A 15,569-nucleotide genomic window follows, 5' to 3' on the forward strand; every position below is an offset into this window, starting at 1 on the left:
CGGGGCCCGAAGGAAGGAACCTTCGTGAACGACAACAGTAAGGCCAGCACCCTGACCCACTCGACCACCCTTCCCGCCGACACCAACAGTTCGGCCAGTTCGGCGGCCGGGGAATCCGCCGAGCAGCCCGGGACGTGGGAGCCCGTCCAGGGCGATGCGCTCAAGAGCGTGCTGTTCTCCACCCCTCACCTCCTGGCCCGGCCCGGCATCCGGCTCACCGCGCTGACCGTGCCCGCCACGTTCCTCGCGGCGGAGACCACGACCAACGACACCAGCCCTGGCGACGTCCTGAGCACCATCTTCGGCGTCCTCGCCGACGGCGGGGCGGCGCTGTTCGAGAGCCAGCCGCTGCTGACCGTGGCGATGGGCCTGGGCCTGGTCGGCGCCGGCTACATGAAAGTCCGGGGGGACTTCGACTTCGCCGCGGACGAGGACGGGTTTGCGGCCAAGCGTCAGCTGCGCAAGCACCTGGGTCATGCCCAGCTGGTCAAGAAGCGCAAGACGCTGCGCCCCTCGCTCGCGGATGTGCCCGCGCGCAAGGTGCCCACCAGTGCCGTCGGTGTCTACCTCGGGCAGGACCGCAAGACCAAGCTGCACCTGTACATGTCGATCGAGGAAAGCTCCCTGATGCTGGCGCCGATGGGTGCGGGCAAGACGGCGAAGATCGCAAACTGGATCATCGACGCCGAAGGCGCCGTCCTGGCGACCTCGACGAAGTTCGACATCGTCGAGTGGACGGAGCGGCTGCGGGCCCGCGTCGGCCGTATCCTGATCTGGAACCCGCAGGGCATCGCCGGGCGCTCCTCGAACATCGCGTGGGACCCGACGATCGGCTGCTCCGACCGCGACCTCGGCGTCGAACGGTCCATGCGCCGCGCCCAGTACCTGCTCGAAGGCAGCGACGCGACCAAGGGCGTGGAGAACCGCACCTTTTGGCAGACCGCGTCCTACAGCGTGCTCAAGGCGTTCCTGTGGGCGGCCGACGCGGAAGGGCTGAGCCTGCTGGACGTGGCCCGCTGGACCAAGAGCGTCCGCAACACCGAGGCCATCTCCATCTTCGAGAAGTACGAGCACCCCGACCCGTTCAACCCCTCCCGTCCGGTCGCGCCGCGCGGCTGGAAGGAGGACCTGGAGCAGGTGCAGAAGGTCGAGGGCAAGCCCACGACGTCGGAGAACGTGTTCGGCACGCTGTCCAAGACGTTCATGTTCCTCGACGCCCCCCGCGTCCAGCAGATCGTCGCGGCGGCCCACGACCCGGGCACCCCGCAGTTCGACATCGACGCCTACCTCACCTCGCACGACACTCTCTACCTGCTCGGCCGCGAGGACGGCATGGGCAGCATCGGCCCACTGTTCACCTGCCTCACCGGTGAGATCTACGAGGCCGCGCGCGTGATGGCCCCGATGAACAGGGGCGGACGCCTGGACCCGCCCTGGACGATGGTCCTGGACGAGGCGGCGCTGATCTGCAGCGTGCCGCTGCCGCTGTGGACGGCCGACAGCCGCGGCCTGGGCATCAACATCCACGCGTGCTTCCAGAGCCCGGCGCAGATCTACGAGCGGTGGGGGAAGTTCGGCTACCAGACCATCTGGGACAACTGCGTGAAGTTGGTGCTCGGCGGCCTGTCCAACAAGGAGCACCTGCAAGACCTGTCCGAACTGTGCGGCAAGCACAAGGAGAAGAAGGAAAGCCGCTCCAGGACCCCGGGCCCGGACGGCACGATGAAGGAGTCGGTGTCCTGGACCAAGGTCGAGGTCGACACCATGACGGCCTCGGAGATCATGAATCTGGAGCCCGGAGAGCTTCTGATCCTGCGCAAGCACCTGGGCGGTCCGGTCCTCGCGCACTTCACCCCGGTGTGGGACCGCAAGGACATCAAGACCGCCGAGAAGGCGGACAAGAAGGCAGCGAAAGCGGAACGCAAGGCCCGCAAGCGCAAGGCGTCCGTCGCCGCCACGGTCCCCGCACCTCCCGTGCGGGAAGCGCCGGCCGACCTGTGGGGTCCGCCGCAGCCCGCGGACCCGTGGGCGCCGACCGGACCGGACATCAGCCCGTGGACGGCCGACCCGGCGGCCAGCACCTGGTCCCCCGCGCCACTGCCCGGCCAGCGCGACGCCCAGGTCGTCCGCGGTGAGGTCGTACCGCCCAGGCCCGAGCAGCCCCCCGTTGTTCCGCAAAAGCCGGACTTCGAGCCGACCGGTCACCTCGAGCAGGTCCCGCCGCAGCCCGAATCCGCTGCGGACAAGCCCGCCGACCGCACTGCCCCCATCCCGCTGCGCAAGACCGGCACCGACGGCAACGCCGACCCCGGAACGGACGACGGCTGGGGCGACGACGACGAGACAGGGTTCTAAATGGCGGACGACATGAAGGTCAGCGTCGGCGAGATGCTGCTGACGCTGACGGGCAACGTGTCCGATGCCCGCAAGCGCCTGGCGGACCTGGAGAACCAGAAACTCAAGCAGGAGCTGGAGGGGCTGGCCACCAAAGTGGGCGGCCTCAAGGAGCAGCTCACTGCGGTCACCGAGGCGTTCGTGGCGCTGCAGGCCGAGCCGGAACCCGAGCCCGAGCCGGACTGGCCGGGTGTCTCCCCGAACTGGACCGACGACATCGACCAGGATCAGGCCCGGGAGCTGTGGGACTGGCTGACCGGGTGGTGCCAGAACGTCCTGTGGCCCATCTACGCCCAGGACGTGTGGAAGCCCTGCTGGTACCGGCACACCCGCGTGCGCATCGCGCTGACCGCCCTGCGCGGGGCCCACCAGTGGTCGTACGAGACCACGAAGGTCCCACCGACGCGCGCGCTGGAGTGGGAGTTCCGCTGGTGGCCGCAGACCGAGACCCTGCTCAAGGAGGAACTGAAGAACTGCGGCCTTCCACGGGACGACCTCAAAAAGCCCAAGCACCCGGTGCCGATGCCCAAGCAGCCCACGGTGGGAGACGAGACGCCCGCGCCTCCGGCCTTCACTATCACCGACTTCGTGGACCCCGGCTTCTTCCCGTACGTGGAGCGCAACATCGCCAAGCGCCGTAAGCCCGAGAAGAAGGACGGCGAGGAGGAGACCCCGGGCGACTGACGCCCTAGCCTGCAGCAGACAACAAACGGCCCGCCCGTCAAACGACGGAGCGGGCCGTTGCTGCGTGTGCACCCGGTACGGTCCGGGCTATGACTGCACTGCAACCCCAGACAGTACCGGTGCCGGTGCTCGATGTGGATCTCGAATTCCTCGATATCGTCACCGAGTGGGACGTGGACACCACGTTCCACCACTGGCGGCCCGGCATTGTCGTGCCGCCCACCTTCCGGCCGGCCATCTCGCCGCGCGTCATCGCCCTGGCCAACCAGAAGGGCGGGGTGGGCAAGACCATCACCGCCCTGGAGCTGGCGATGGCCTACGCGGCCCGCGGCCTGCGGGTGCGGCTGATCGACGCCGACCCGCAGAAGGCCGCGCTCTCGGCCTGGCTCAAGGAGACCTGCTACCCCGCCGACGCGAAGGACCGGCGCACGCTGCGCGACGTCTTCTTCGGCGAGGCGACGCTGCGCGAGACCACCTACCCCACGGTCTACCAGGGCCTGTACCTAGTGCCCTCCGACCCGAGCCTCGGCGACGTGGAGAACGCCACGCCCCAGCAGGTGTTCAGCCCCGAGTCGCTGCTGCGCGACGCGCTGCGGGCCGACACCGAAGACTGGGACATCACGATCATCGACTCCGGCCCCAACCTCGGCAAGCTCACCGTGGCCGCCCTGGTCGCCTCCGACGACGTCGCCATCGCCGTCCAGGACGGCGGCCTGGAGGTCGTCGGCACAGGCTCCGTGGTCACCACCATCAAGACCGTCCGCAAGCGAATGAACCCCTCGCTGCAGGTACGCGCGGTGTTCTTCACGGACTTCAAGAAGGACTCCCTGCACCGCCGGATCGGGCGCGAGATGAACAAGGCGTTCCCCGACGCCCTGATCGTCCCGTGCCGCGAGTCGACCCAGGCCGGGTGGGCGTCGCTGGGGAAGCGCCCGCTGCGAATGCACACGCCCAACGAGAAACCGACCCTCGACTACGACCGGGCGGCTGACCTCCTCGTCGCCCCCAAGCAGAAGGTGAGCTGACGACGTGGCGGCACGTAACCAGGACGTCGCCGACGACGAGTTCGCCGGCCTCGACGGATCCAGCGGGACCGACGACGTCGGCACCCAGACCGGAAAACTCCTCGAAGTCCCGAAGCAGGACCCTGCCGCCGTCTACGACTCCGTGGTGGCCCTGGCCGGCTCCTTGCCCAGCCTCGACGACGTCGCGGAAGTCGAAGAGGGCGACGTCTCCCCGCTGACGGACGCGGAGAAGCAGCAGAAGGAGGAGACCGAGACCGTCATCGTCGCGGCAAGCAAGGTCGGCAAGGCCGCGATCTGGGTGATGGGCCAAGGCTTTGCCGCGGCCAAGAAGGGCCAGTGGTTCCGCGAAACCCACCCCACCATCGAGGCGTACATGGCCGACCTGGTGCCGGAGGTGGTACCACGTCAGGCCCGCCGCTGGGTGACGGGCTCCACACTCGCCCTGGCCATCACCTCCCGCACCGGCACGGCCCCCGTCGAGGGGCAGATCCGCGAACTGGTCAGGGCCAAAGGCAAGGAGAAGAAGACCCTGCCCCAGGACATCGCCGAGGACATGTACGTCGTCGCGAACGAGGTGGCGGACACGACCGGCGCCAAGGTGACCGCGAAGGTGCTGGCCAACTTCCGCAAGAAGGTCGAGGAGACCGGGCTGCCCCAGGAAGTCGAGCAGCGGAAGGCCACCCTGCAGGAGCTGGCGCTCGACGCGCTCGCTGGACCAATTGGTCCCGAAGCCCAGGACGGGGCCGCAGGGGAGCCCGAGGAAGCGCAGGACGACGTCGTCGAGGCCGAGATCGTCACTCCTCATCTCGATGCGCTGGACAAAGCACTCCGCACCCTCAAGACGGTCCGCAAGACCATCAAGGCGCCCACCTTCAGGGAGGCGGTCGCCGAACACGACCCCGAGCGGTACAGCGCGCTGATCACGGACCTGCGCACGATCACGCGCGAGCTGAACGGCGTGACCGACCGCGCGCCGGGACCGATGGACCTGACCGTGCCCACCCAGGCAGAACACGACAATGCCGAGCATCTGGAAGGCTCCGCGACCTGAGATCGCCCCGGCACCGGAACGAGTGAAACCCGCCCTGTTCACCGGGGCGGGCTTCACTGCGAATGAGGCAGAACTTCAGCCGTGCCAGAACCACGGCTGGTCGTCGGTCAGGCCGCGTACCCACATCACGGCGTGCTGTACGCCGTTGGCGTGCTTGCGGCGAGGGCCCGTGCGCAGCGCCTCATCGGCAGCGTCGTCCTCGGCCCTCAGCTGCGCTCCGTCAGGAATGCCCATGCGGCCGGTGTACGAAGCAGCGCTCTGGCCAAGCACCCACCGGTAGGCGTCCCGCACGCCCTCGTGGAACTCCGGCATCTCGTAGCCCTGGCTTAGGGCGTACTGGATGTTCTCAACCAGGGCCGTGATCTCCGCGATGGTTCGCCGTCCGACTGTGGTGGCTTCTGCAGGTGCCGTATCTGGCAGGGGAGGGACCCCCTGCTGCGTCACGGGCGCCTCGGCCGGCGGCATGGCGCCGGGCCTGTTCCACATCGGGTTCTCAGCCATACAGGCACGGTAGCGGGCCACGCAGACACGGGGCAGAAGGACGAAGGGCCAGCGGTCGCCTCCGCTGGCCCTTCAGCTACATGTCGATGTCGGTGTCCAGGTCCGGCATGGACGGCGGCGGCTCCGGGGCCGGGACAGCGATGGGCTCCGGCTCGGGCGCAGCGATCTCCGGCGCAGGAGCGGCGGGGGAGCTGGGGGCCGACGAGTTCATGTCCTGGTCGTGCCCGGCCAGTTCCTGGCCCAGCCGCTCGTACTCGGCCTCGAAGTCGATCCCGGTGTCCCGGCGCTCGCGGTCGATCTCCTCGGCCTGCGACTGCCGCTCTGCCTCCCTCTGCCGCTCGGCGGCCTGCTCCCGCTCCTGGACACGTTCGGCGAGGATTCCCTCGGCCTGCCGAGCCTGCTCAATGGCTCGCTCCAGGTACTCCCGGTCGTAGATCGCCGTCAACGAGTCGTCCTCGGGCTCGGGAGCCGTTGCAGCTGTTTCTGCGACGGTCGGCTCGGGGGCGCGGCGCTCCAGCTCGGTGCGTGCGAGGTCTGCTTCGTCCCGGATGGTCTGGGTCTCCTCGACCCACTGCTCCCGGGCCTGCTGGACCTCCTGGTACTTGAGCGCGCGGTCGCCCATCGTCTCGGCGATGTTGCGGCTGGTCTCCGCCCGGTCGAGGGTGTCCTTCACCAGGTCGCTCGGGTCGATCTCCGCCTGGAGCGTGGGCACCTGCTGCAGCGCCATCGACTGGGCGAGGGCCTGCTGGTGCTCGTTGTAGCCGGTTGCCTTCGAGACCTCGTACATGGCCTGGTTGACGCGCTCCTCGTGGGCCGCGGTCTCCTTCTCCGCCATCTCCTGGGCGCGCAGTTCCATCTGCGTGGCCTGGTCGGCGAAGTCGCGCTGCGCGGCGAAAGCCTGCTGCATCTGGTCGGCGACGTACGGCGGTGCCCAGTCCTCTTCGCGCTCGCCGCGCTCGACCATCTTGTTCAGCGTCTCGTCCGAGGCGCGGGCGATGTCGGCCTCGCGCTCGTCGACGCCCAGGGCGCGGCGTGCCCGCTCCCAGTCGGCGCGGGCCTCGACCGAGCCGCGCGGCGGCGCCTGGCCGATGGCGCTGCGCTCGTCGTCGTGGCCGTGGGCCTCGCGGTAGCGCTCGACCCGGCCGGCTCGCAGCTCCCAGTCCGCACGGTCGATCGGGTCCTCGGGTACCGGTCCCAGCCGCTCGATCGCCCACTGAGGCTCCTGCTCGGCGACGCGCTGACCGAGCCGCTCGACGCGCTGGTCCATCTCGGTGGCCCACTCGTCCATGAAGCGGCCCAGGTCGCCCGGGAGCGTCGGGGTGCGGGAGGCGTAGGAATCCGTGGCCTCCCACTGCGCCTCGCGCTCGGCGGCCTGCCGCTGGGCAACCTCGTTGTCCTGGCCAGCGTGGAGGACATCCACGTTCAGCGCGAAGGCGTCGTTCTGCTTCATCAGCTCCTCGAAGTGGGGGTTCACCTCCTCGGGGCCCGCGGGCACGTCGAGCACCAGGCCCTGGACGTCGGCGTCGGTCAGTTCCTCGGCGGCCTCGCGGGCGTTGGCCATCTGGTCCTGCTGCTTGGCCTGGCCGTCCTCGTCGGTGTCGCGCTGCAGCGTCTCCAGGTACTCCTGGTTGGCGAGCGTCTGCTTGAGCAGTTCCGCGTGCGGGGTCTCGTCGACCAGCTGCTGCAGCTCGTCCGGGTCCACCGGCTCGTGCGCGGCCTCGATCGCCGCGTCGACCTTCTGGCGCTGCTCGGTGAGGGCGGCGCGCTGTTCGGCTTCCTCGGCGAGGACCTTGGTGCGCTCGGCGTGCTCGTAGGCCCGCTCAAGGCGCCAGTGCAGGGTCGCGGCGTGGTCGTCGGCGCTGTCCAGCTCACGGGAACGGGCCGTGCGGACCAGCAGGTCCTCGGCGTCGTATCCCTGCTCCTCGACGTGCCGGGCCAGCCGCATGAGGCTGCCGTAGGACTCCTCGGAGCACAGCCGCTCGTACTCCTCGGAGCCCAGCGCCTGGTACAGGGCCCGGCCGTACTTCTCCTCGGCCTGCTGGTCCTTGACCCCCGACCAGACGGGTTCGAGGACCGCGAGGTGCTCGCGGCGCTCCAGCTCGCCCTCGATCGTGCGCGTCGCGGTCTTCTCCAGGCTGCTGCGCTGCAGCGCCGAGTTGAGCGTGGCGAGGTAGTCGGGAATGTCCTCCTGCTTGATGTCGTCCCGATGGGTGATGACGTAGCCGAAGTTCCCGGCCTCGCCGCGGGTGAGCATGACGTACAGCGCCTCGCGGCTGGTCGTCTCGTCGACCAGCGAGTGGCACACCCCGACCGTGCGGCCCTGGGCACCGTGCACGGTGGCGGCGTAGGCCAGCTCGACGTGCTCCTTCACGTACGCGGCCGGGAGATGCATCCGGGCGCCGTCCTCCAGCTGCACCATCAGCGCCCCGTTGTCGCTGATCCCGGTGACCTTGGCGACCGTGCGGTTGACCGCGAAGTCGCCGTTCTCGGCAGTGATCTTCCGGTCGTTGCGGCGCAGCTGGATCAGGTCGCCCACACCTGCCTTGGTCTCGATGCCGTGGTCCTCGCGGCCGGTGCGCAGCACCACACCGTCCTCGGAGACCCGCTTGGCACGGACCAGGTCGGCACGCACCCGGGCCGACAACTCCGCAACCTGAGCGTTGTCGGAAGCGATGAGCAGTGGGTTCTTGCCGTCAAGGTGGTCGGTCAGCCATGCCTGGTAGGCGCGCTCGGTCATCTCCTCGGCGGAGCCACCGCGGAAGCGGCGGCGCAGCTCGTACTGCTCCAGGGCCTCGGGGTCGCCGGTGCGCAGCTTGAGCGAGGCGTCGGCCTCCCACTGCCGCGTGACCTTCTCGCCGGTGACCGGGTCGACGTCCCGGAAACGGCGGACCTCATCGAGGAAGTGCACGCCCGGCGCCTCTTCAACCCACTGCGCGAACATGCCGCCCGCGCCGACGGCGGGCAGCTGCGCGGGGTCACCGGCGGGAATGGTCTTGGCGCCACTGGCCTCGACCAGCTTGCGGATCTCGTTGATGTCGGTGGTGTCGGTCATGCCGTTCTCGTCGAGGACCACCAGGGCACCCCGGGGGATCCGGTACTTGTCGGCGTCGGGGACGTTCTTGCCCTCGGCGATGGCCTTGTTCTTGAGCAGCAACATCTCGATGTTGGCGACGTTCTCGATGCCCTCTTCCTTGAGGACCTCGGCGGCGCGCTGGCCGCTGGCCAGACCGATGACCTTGCCGTCGTTGTGGGACTCCCAGACCTCGGTGAGGGCGGCAAGCGTGTAGCTCTTACCGGCGCCGGCCGGGCCGACCAGCAGGTCGACCTTGCGCCCGGAGGTGGCCGCGGAACGGACGAAGTCGGCCTGGGCGCCCTTGAGGCCGCGGCGCTCGATGACCTCCTCGACCAGCTCAGCGGGCACGGTCGGGGCGCCGCGCTCGCCCGCGAACTGCCGCAGCCGTTCCTCGACGCGGATGTGCTCCTCGGTGGCGTACCGGTCGAAGGTTGCCGGGTTGGGCTCGTAGACGAACGTGCCGTCTCGGCGCTGCAGCTCGGCCGGGATCTCGACCAGGGCCGGGGCCTTCGTACACACCACGCCGTTGTCGGCGGTGGGGGAGAGCGCGTCGTCGGCCAGCTTGTTGAGCAGGTCGGTGACCTGGTGGGCCTCCAGCCCACCGAGCGTGTCGGGCAGCTGCTTGGTCAGCTCCACGATCAGGTCGGGCCTGGTCCAGGTGGGCTTGGCCTCCTGCACGGCCTCGATCGCCCGGCGTTGGATGACCTCGGGGTCGAACTCCTTGGCCGGCCGGTGCAGCTGGTGCACGGCGGACCGGTCGGCGACCTGGTCCGGGATGTCCGCGAGGCTCTCACGGAAGCGGTCCTGGGTCGCCGTCTCCCAGCGCTGAAGCAGCTGGTCACGGGTGGTGGCGTCGTGCTTCTTGGCGTTGCGCTGGTCGAGCGTGACGTACTCCGACATGCGGGCCAGCACGTACGCGTTCGGCTTGACGCCGTTCTTCTCCTCGTACGCCTTCTCCAGCTCGGCGACGCCCTCCAGGATGCCCATGCGACGGCTGCTGTGCAGGTCACGCTTCTCCTGGCTGATGCCCACGATCTCGCGGGCCTTGCCGTCCGGGCGCATCTCGACGCGGACGCCCATCACGCGCTCCAGGGCCTCGTTGCCGACTAACTCGGCGATGTGCCCGGCGGCCTGCTTGTGCTTGAACAGCCCGCGGCCGTCGAGGGAGCGCCACACGGTCTTCTCCTGACCGGTGACCGCATCGACATCTACGGTCTTGACCTTGGCCAGCACGGCCGTATGGACGTGCAGCTGGGGGTCGTCGTTACGGCTCGTGTGCTGGGCGAATCCAGCGACGACGAACTCATGGGCGTCCACGTACCGGCCGCTCGCCCGACCCTCAACGGCCTGGCCATGGTGCCCGGCCCGGGAGTAGCCCGCCTCCTCCTGCATGTGCTGCAGGCCAGCCTGGACGCCTTCCTTCCAACAGTCCCAGACCTGCTCGGCCTTGCGGGTGTACTCCGCAGCCGTCTCCGCGTCGCCCGCCTCCCGGGCCTCCATCGCCTTGACCTGCAAGCTCGCGTGGTAGACCGACCACGACTTCGGGGCGCTGAAGGTCAGGTCGTAGTAAAGCGTCGCGGACGGGGCTTCCTTACGGACGGAGAACTCGATGCTCTTGACCTGCTCCGGGCTCAGTTCCCCGCGTGGGGCCGCCGCACGGGCCTTCTCCATCGCCGCCTCGAGGCGCTTCTCGTACGCCTTCTCGTAGGTCTTCGGCGCGTTGCCGAGCGTCGCCGCCTTGCGGATCTTCTTCTCCGCCTTGGCGTACTCCTCGGTGCCCTCCTCGTGCGGGATCGCTTCGAGCTTCACGTACATCTCGTCGCGCTTCCGAGGGTCGATCCAGTGCGTGTAGAGATCCTCGAAGACCTCGTTCTGCACCTCGCCGGACAGGCCCAGCTCGTCCAGGCCCTCACCGAGCCAGTAGCCGGGCGGCTCGCCCGCCTCGCCGATGCTGCGCAGGTAGTAGTGCTCGGCGCCCTGACCAACTTCCTTGGTCAGGTACCGAGGATCGCTACCAGCGGAGATCGACAACATCGAGACACAGAGTAAGCGAATTTCAAGATCATTAGTAGCCATCGGATCGTGATGCATAGGTGTGCTGGCTTGTTGTAGTGAGCATGAGCCTTACGGTCTGTAGGTGGTCCGGATGATCAAGATGAGAGATGGGGTCCGATGGCCTAGGGCTGCAGAGGGTCAGAATCGGAGGTTCCACGGCGGGAATGGGTCGGTCCTGCGGCCTTGGCGGCGGGCTACGGCCCGCATCGGGGGGCCTCGGCCCGATGCGGTGCTGCGCGCCTCTTGCCCCGAAATGCGCCGGTCGGCGGGCACGGCCAGCACCGGCCACCGGTCCTCGCGGCGGGCGGGGCGCCCACCGGGGTGCCGACGCCCATATCTGGAAGCGGTGGTGGCCACCCGCCGCACCCGTGCGCTACGGTCGGCACCGACGACATCGACCCCCGCCGGGCTTCCCGGCGGGGGTCGACTGTTACCAGCCACCGGTCGAAGGGCGGCGGCCTTCCCCACCCACCCCGGCCGCGCGCGTCAGCGCGGCGGCCGGCTTCCCCGCCGACCCGGGTCGGCGGCCACAGTGCGTGACTGGCGCCGGGGAACTTCCCCGCCCGCCGCGCCGCGCGTGGGGAACGGCGGCGTCCCCTCGACGGCGGCTGGGGAACTTCCGGCCGCACCCGTTCCCCGGACCCGGGGAAGTCACGTCGAGCGTGGGGAAGGTGGGGAACTCGGCCGCGCCGGGGAAGTCCGGCGAGCCGGGGAACTTCCCCACCCGGCCCGGTCTTCCCCACTCCGGCGCTGGGGAAGTTCCCCACGGGCGGCTGCTTCCCCACCCCGCCGGACGGCGCGCGGTTTCCCCGCGCGGTGGGGAAGCGACGGCGGGGAATGCTGCCGCGAGTCGCAGACGAACATCCCCGCCCGGGTTCCCCACCCCGCCTTCCCCGCACCCCGCCCCGCCCCGCCCCTCCGCGCACGCGACGGGGCGGGACCAATTGATCCCGCCCCGGGGGTACTGCCGGTCGGTCAGAAGAGAGAGTCCTGGTGCGCCCCCGTCGGGTTGCCGGCCACGAGCGCGGCGGCAATCGCCTCGTCGAGGTGGTCGGGGTCGGCGGCAGCGATGGCGGCCTGGACCGCCCGCGCCCGGCCGATCGCGCCGCGTACGTCGGCGAGCGCGTGGCCCGCCAACCTGCGGCGACTCGCGGCGTCGCGGTTGTTGTCGCCCCGGGTGCCGAGCAGCCAGTGGGCGGGGTTCTGGCACGGCGGCTCGTCGCAGGTGTGCCGCACGACGTGGCCGCGGGGGATCGACTCGGCGCCGTGGGCGAGCCGGTAGCCGAACAGGTGGGCTGGCATGGTGCCGCGCCGTTTGTCGCCGGGGAGCGACGTCGCGCGGAACGTCCCGTGGGCCGTGTCGCTCAGTCCGCCGGTCCACCACCAACAGTCGGCGGGGCCGCGCCGGAGAACGTGGCTCCAGTACCGCGCGACGGTTTCCCCATCGGCAAGGAGCCTTCCCCACTCCACGCTGTTCCCCGGTGGGGAAGACAAGTCGACTTCCCCACCTTCCCCGGCTCGGAGGTCTTCCCCACCCCGGGGAAGGTGGGCGGCTTCTTCCCCACGGGCCGGGTGGGGAAGTTCGGCGTGGGGAACTGCGGGCCGCTGCCCGCTGGGGAAGTTCACCGCTGCACCAGCCGGGCGGGGCCAGGCCGGGTCGTGGTGGGGATGGTGTCGGGGTCCGCGTGTATGAGCAGCGCCTGGGGCCACGGCCACTCGCGCACCACTTCCCCGTCGCTGTACGTGATGGCCACGGTGGTGTCGTGGTCGGGGTCGTAGGCGGCCTCGGTGAAGTGCCGCCACCCCTCCGGCGGGTCGCCGTAGATCCGCACCCATCCGCCGGCGAGGACATGGGCGAGGTCCTGCACACGGATCTCGCGCGCCTGGGGCTCCCACGCCGCGGCGGCCGGCGCGGGCAGGGGGTCGGCGTCGTCGTCCGGGTTCTCGTCGGCGGGGTCGTCTTGGACGGCCAGCTCGGCGGTTGCCTCGAAGTCGACCTCGCCGGTGCCGTGGAAGCACACGACCGCGCCGTCGGCGTCCGTCTCGCTGTACGACGGGAGGTCTTGGTCGTCGTTCTCGTCGCCGGTGCCGTAGGTCCGGCGGGTGCAGTCGGGCGCGGTGCAGCGCCAGACCTCTTCGCCCTCGACCTGGATCCGCTCGGTCACGGTCGAGCACTCCGGGCACGGCGGCGGTGTGATGGACATCATGGGCGGCTTCCGTCGTCGGCGGGCGGCTCGTCGAGCAGGGCGGCGGCGCCCGGTCCGCCCGCGAGGCCGGTGCCGTGGCAGTGCCCGCAGTAGCCGGTGCCGTCGGGGTGGGCGGCGCGGAAGGTGTCCAGCTCACCGCGCACCAGGGCGGTCACCCAGTCGAGCTGGCCGGGCTCGATCGGGACCTGGTGCTGCTCGCCGGTCACCGGGTCGGCGACCGTGACGGTCACGGGCGCGGTGCCCTCCGGGTCGGTCGGGTATCCGTCGGCCAGCTCGGCGAGCGCCTGGGCGAACGCGCCGGCGGCCGGGGTGGTGGTCTCGGTGCTCACGTGGTGACTCCGTCCGTCGTGGTGTTGGCCGCGAGGAAGGCGCCGGCAGCGGCACTCGCTTCCTCGCTCGTGTCGTACGTGACGCCCTCGGGGGCCTCGGCGGTCCGGCGGTTGGCGGCCGTGGCGATCCACCACCATCCGCCGTCGTCAGGGTGGAAGCTGACGCGGGCTTCGCCGCCGAACGCCTCGAAGTGGATGGGCTCGCGGCCTCGGTAGGTGTCGGGGTTGAGGGCGCTGACCGTGTGCGACCAGCGCTTGCGGGCACCCTGACGGGTGATGCCCCAGGCAGCCCCGAGGTCGGGGTAGTTGGCGCCGTGCATGCCCGCCTCGGCCGCGAAGTCGTCGGCGAGACGTTCGGTCTCGGTCTTGATCTGCCGCAGGGCGCGGAGCATCGAGAGGTTCCAGTCGGCCGTCTCCCCGTTCGACAGGGTGAGCGTCCCGGCGACGTCACGGGACAGGTCGCGCAGGTGGGCCTCGCGGGCGGAGATGCTGCGGACCAGTTCCCGGGCCACGTCCTCGATACGCGCGCGGCACTGGTCGGCCTGCTCGGCGGTGGGGTCCGTCCACGGTGGGTCGAACCGCTGCAGCAGGAAGGCGTCGATACGGGCGCCCATCTCATCGGTCGTCATACTCACCACGATACCGGCCCGGTAACTGAGTTACCAGGGGAACAGAGTTTCCGTGGTAACTGATTTGTCGTCTGGGTGTGAGGAACTGCTCGGCGGCCCGCAGGGCTTGTTATTAGCTCGCGTGGTGGGAGCGGGCCGGGCGTATGCGGCTGATCTGCGGCGGCGTAGCTGTACTCCGACCCGGGCGGGCAGATATGACATGGGCGTCCGTGCACGACTGGGGGTGGTGGGGGTGAGCGACGTGTGGCGGCTGCGCCGGTCTCCGGAGGGGACCCGACGCGCGTGGCGTCAGCGTGAGGTACTGCAGGTGATCCTGCGCGGCGAGTACGGGCCGCGTTGGTGGGAGGTCATGCCTGCGTTCCTCGCGGTGCTGGTCGCCCTCGGGTTACCGCTGTTCGTCATCGGCTGGCTGTGGGCGCGGCTGGGCTGGTGGGCGGCGCTGCTCGCCGCGGGCGCCTGTGCGTGCGGGGTGCGGGCAGTGGTGCTGCGCCGGCGGGAGGTCGCGGCCCGCAACCGGCGCCGCGCGGTGCGCTTCACCCTCGGCCAGATCGACGCGGCCGACGACCGGGAGTTCCGCCGGATCGTCGGTCGGCTGCTGCTGCGCGACGGGTGGACGGCCAAGGGGGTGCTCGTCAACGACCGGGGCACGGTGCACCTGGTCGGCAACGACCCCGGTGGGCGGCGCATGGGCTGTGCCTTCGAGCGCGGGATCGAGGCGGCCGGGCAGGATGGCCCGCCCCCGGCGGCGACGCTGCGCCCGGTGAGCGCGGCCCCGGACGACGACGGTCCGGAGGAGAGGGAGGGACCCGCGCCCTTGCTGCTGATCGTGTCGTCCGGGGCCTTCGGCCGGGGGCGGGTCGTGTGGGCGGCGCGCAACAACGTGCACCTGGTCGACCGGGGCCAGCTGCAGCGGTGGGCGGCGGGGGAGAGCCTGCGGGTGCTGCTCGACCTGGACCGCGCGGATTGACCCCGGGATACAGGAAGGGCCCGGCAGGTGCCGGGCCCTTCCTCTTTGCTGCTCGCCGGGGCGGTCAGCCTCCGTGCAGGGGCAGGCGCTGTAGGGCCAGCTGCTCGACGGCGGTGATGCGATCTGGCGTCCAGCCCTGCTGTGGCGGGAGGTTCTGGAGCAGGCGCGGCAGTTTCCGCGCGGCGATGACGGTGACGCCCTGGACCTCTATCCGTCGCCAGAACCCGGGGACCTTGGCGCCGTGGACGGCGACGAACGGCCGTACCTCGCAGCCCAGTGCGCGGCTGGCCTGCTGCGCTTCCCACACGACCTTGCGCAGGGCATCGGTCTGGTCGTATCGGCCGTACCGGAGGGTGCCGCCCGTCAAGGTGAGCTTCGACTTCTTCGACACCCACGCCTTGCTGTCCACGTACGCGACCCCGGCCGCGCCGATCACCAGGTGATCCAGGTTCGCCCTGGACCGGGGGATGGCCCGGTCGTGCAGCACGGCGTACCCGCGACGCTCCAGCGGGGCCAGTAATCGGGCGGTTGCCTTCTCGCCCGCGGCGCCCTTGCCCCATGAGTCGTCCGCGCGGCGGTAGGTCTGCCGGACGCCGTACGCCACGATGCCCAAGGCTACGACCAGCCCGGCCTGCCACACGATGGCGACGGCGG

At 70.4% G+C, this 15,569-nt stretch carries 12 protein-coding genes; 5 read left to right on the top strand and 7 right to left on the bottom strand.

The features are described from left to right. Nucleotides 1–24: 24 nt before the first annotated feature. From NP777_RS41915 to NP777_RS41930, 4 genes are all read left to right on the top strand, one after another. Nucleotides 25–2,355: a type IV secretory system conjugative DNA transfer family protein gene (locus tag NP777_RS41915; RefSeq protein WP_256655440.1), complete on the top strand. Its 2,331-nt coding sequence runs from the start codon at nt 25–27 to the stop codon at nt 2,353–2,355. Further along, nucleotides 2,356–3,078: a hypothetical protein gene (locus NP777_RS41920; protein WP_256655441.1), complete on the top strand. Its 723-nt coding sequence runs from the start codon at nt 2,356–2,358 to the stop codon at nt 3,076–3,078. It begins immediately after the preceding gene. Between the two features lie 89 nt (nt 3,079–3,167). Further along, the gene (locus NP777_RS41925) at nt 3,168–4,103 is read left to right on the top strand and encodes a ParA family protein (RefSeq protein WP_256655442.1); all 936 of its coding nucleotides are present in this window, start codon (nt 3,168–3,170) and stop codon (nt 4,101–4,103) included. Nucleotides 4,104–4,107: 4 nt separating this feature from the next. Next, nucleotides 4,108–5,154: a hypothetical protein gene (locus NP777_RS41930; RefSeq protein ID WP_256655443.1), complete on the top strand. Its 1,047-nt coding sequence runs from the start codon at nt 4,108–4,110 to the stop codon at nt 5,152–5,154. A 75-nt stretch (nt 5,155–5,229) separates the two neighbouring features. Here the strand turns inward: NP777_RS41930 and NP777_RS41935 are convergent, their stop codons facing one another. The 6 genes from NP777_RS41935 to NP777_RS41960 form a co-directional block, all read right to left on the bottom strand. Continuing rightward, nucleotides 5,230–5,655, bottom strand: a complete 426-nt coding sequence (locus NP777_RS41935; RefSeq protein ID WP_256655444.1) for a hypothetical protein — start codon at nt 5,653–5,655, stop codon at nt 5,230–5,232. Nucleotides 5,656–5,731: 76 nt separating this feature from the next. Further along, on the bottom strand, nt 5,732–10,762 hold the full coding sequence (gene mobF / locus NP777_RS41940; RefSeq protein ID WP_256655445.1) for a MobF family relaxase: 5,031 nt from the start codon (nt 10,760–10,762) through the stop codon (nt 5,732–5,734). A gap of 996 nt (nt 10,763–11,758) precedes the next feature. After that, entirely contained in the window at nt 11,759–12,085 is a 327-nt protein-coding gene (locus NP777_RS41945; RefSeq protein WP_256655446.1) for an HNH endonuclease, read from the bottom strand. 320 nt (nt 12,086–12,405) lie between these two features. Continuing rightward, complete coding sequence (locus tag NP777_RS41950) at nt 12,406–12,990, bottom strand: hypothetical protein (RefSeq protein ID WP_256655447.1); 585 nt, start codon at nt 12,988–12,990, stop codon at nt 12,406–12,408. Then, nucleotides 12,987–13,319, bottom strand: a complete 333-nt coding sequence (locus NP777_RS41955; protein WP_256655448.1) for a hypothetical protein — start codon at nt 13,317–13,319, stop codon at nt 12,987–12,989. Before NP777_RS41955 ends, NP777_RS41950 begins: the two co-directional genes overlap by 4 nt. Next, a complete protein-coding gene (locus NP777_RS41960) occupies nt 13,316–13,948 on the bottom strand; it encodes a hypothetical protein (RefSeq protein WP_256655449.1) in 633 nt (210 codons plus the stop codon). Before NP777_RS41960 ends, NP777_RS41955 begins: the two co-directional genes overlap by 4 nt. 349 nt (nt 13,949–14,297) lie before the next feature. Between NP777_RS41960 and NP777_RS41965 the strand changes: the two genes are divergently transcribed. Continuing rightward, nucleotides 14,298–14,915, top strand: coding sequence for a hypothetical protein (locus NP777_RS41965; protein ID WP_256655450.1), 618 nt, complete (start codon nt 14,298–14,300; stop codon nt 14,913–14,915). A gap of 64 nt (nt 14,916–14,979) precedes the next feature. Here the strand turns inward: NP777_RS41965 and NP777_RS41970 are convergent. Continuing rightward, nucleotides 14,980–15,569, bottom strand: a 590-nt coding sequence (locus tag NP777_RS41970; RefSeq protein WP_256655451.1) for a nuclease-related domain-containing protein, incomplete at its 5' end; no start/stop codon positions are given.

Origin of the sequence: Streptomyces rugosispiralis, assembly GCF_024505145.1 — a bacterium.
Classification (GTDB): Bacteria; Actinomycetota; Actinomycetes; order Streptomycetales; family Streptomycetaceae; genus Streptomyces; species Streptomyces rugosispiralis.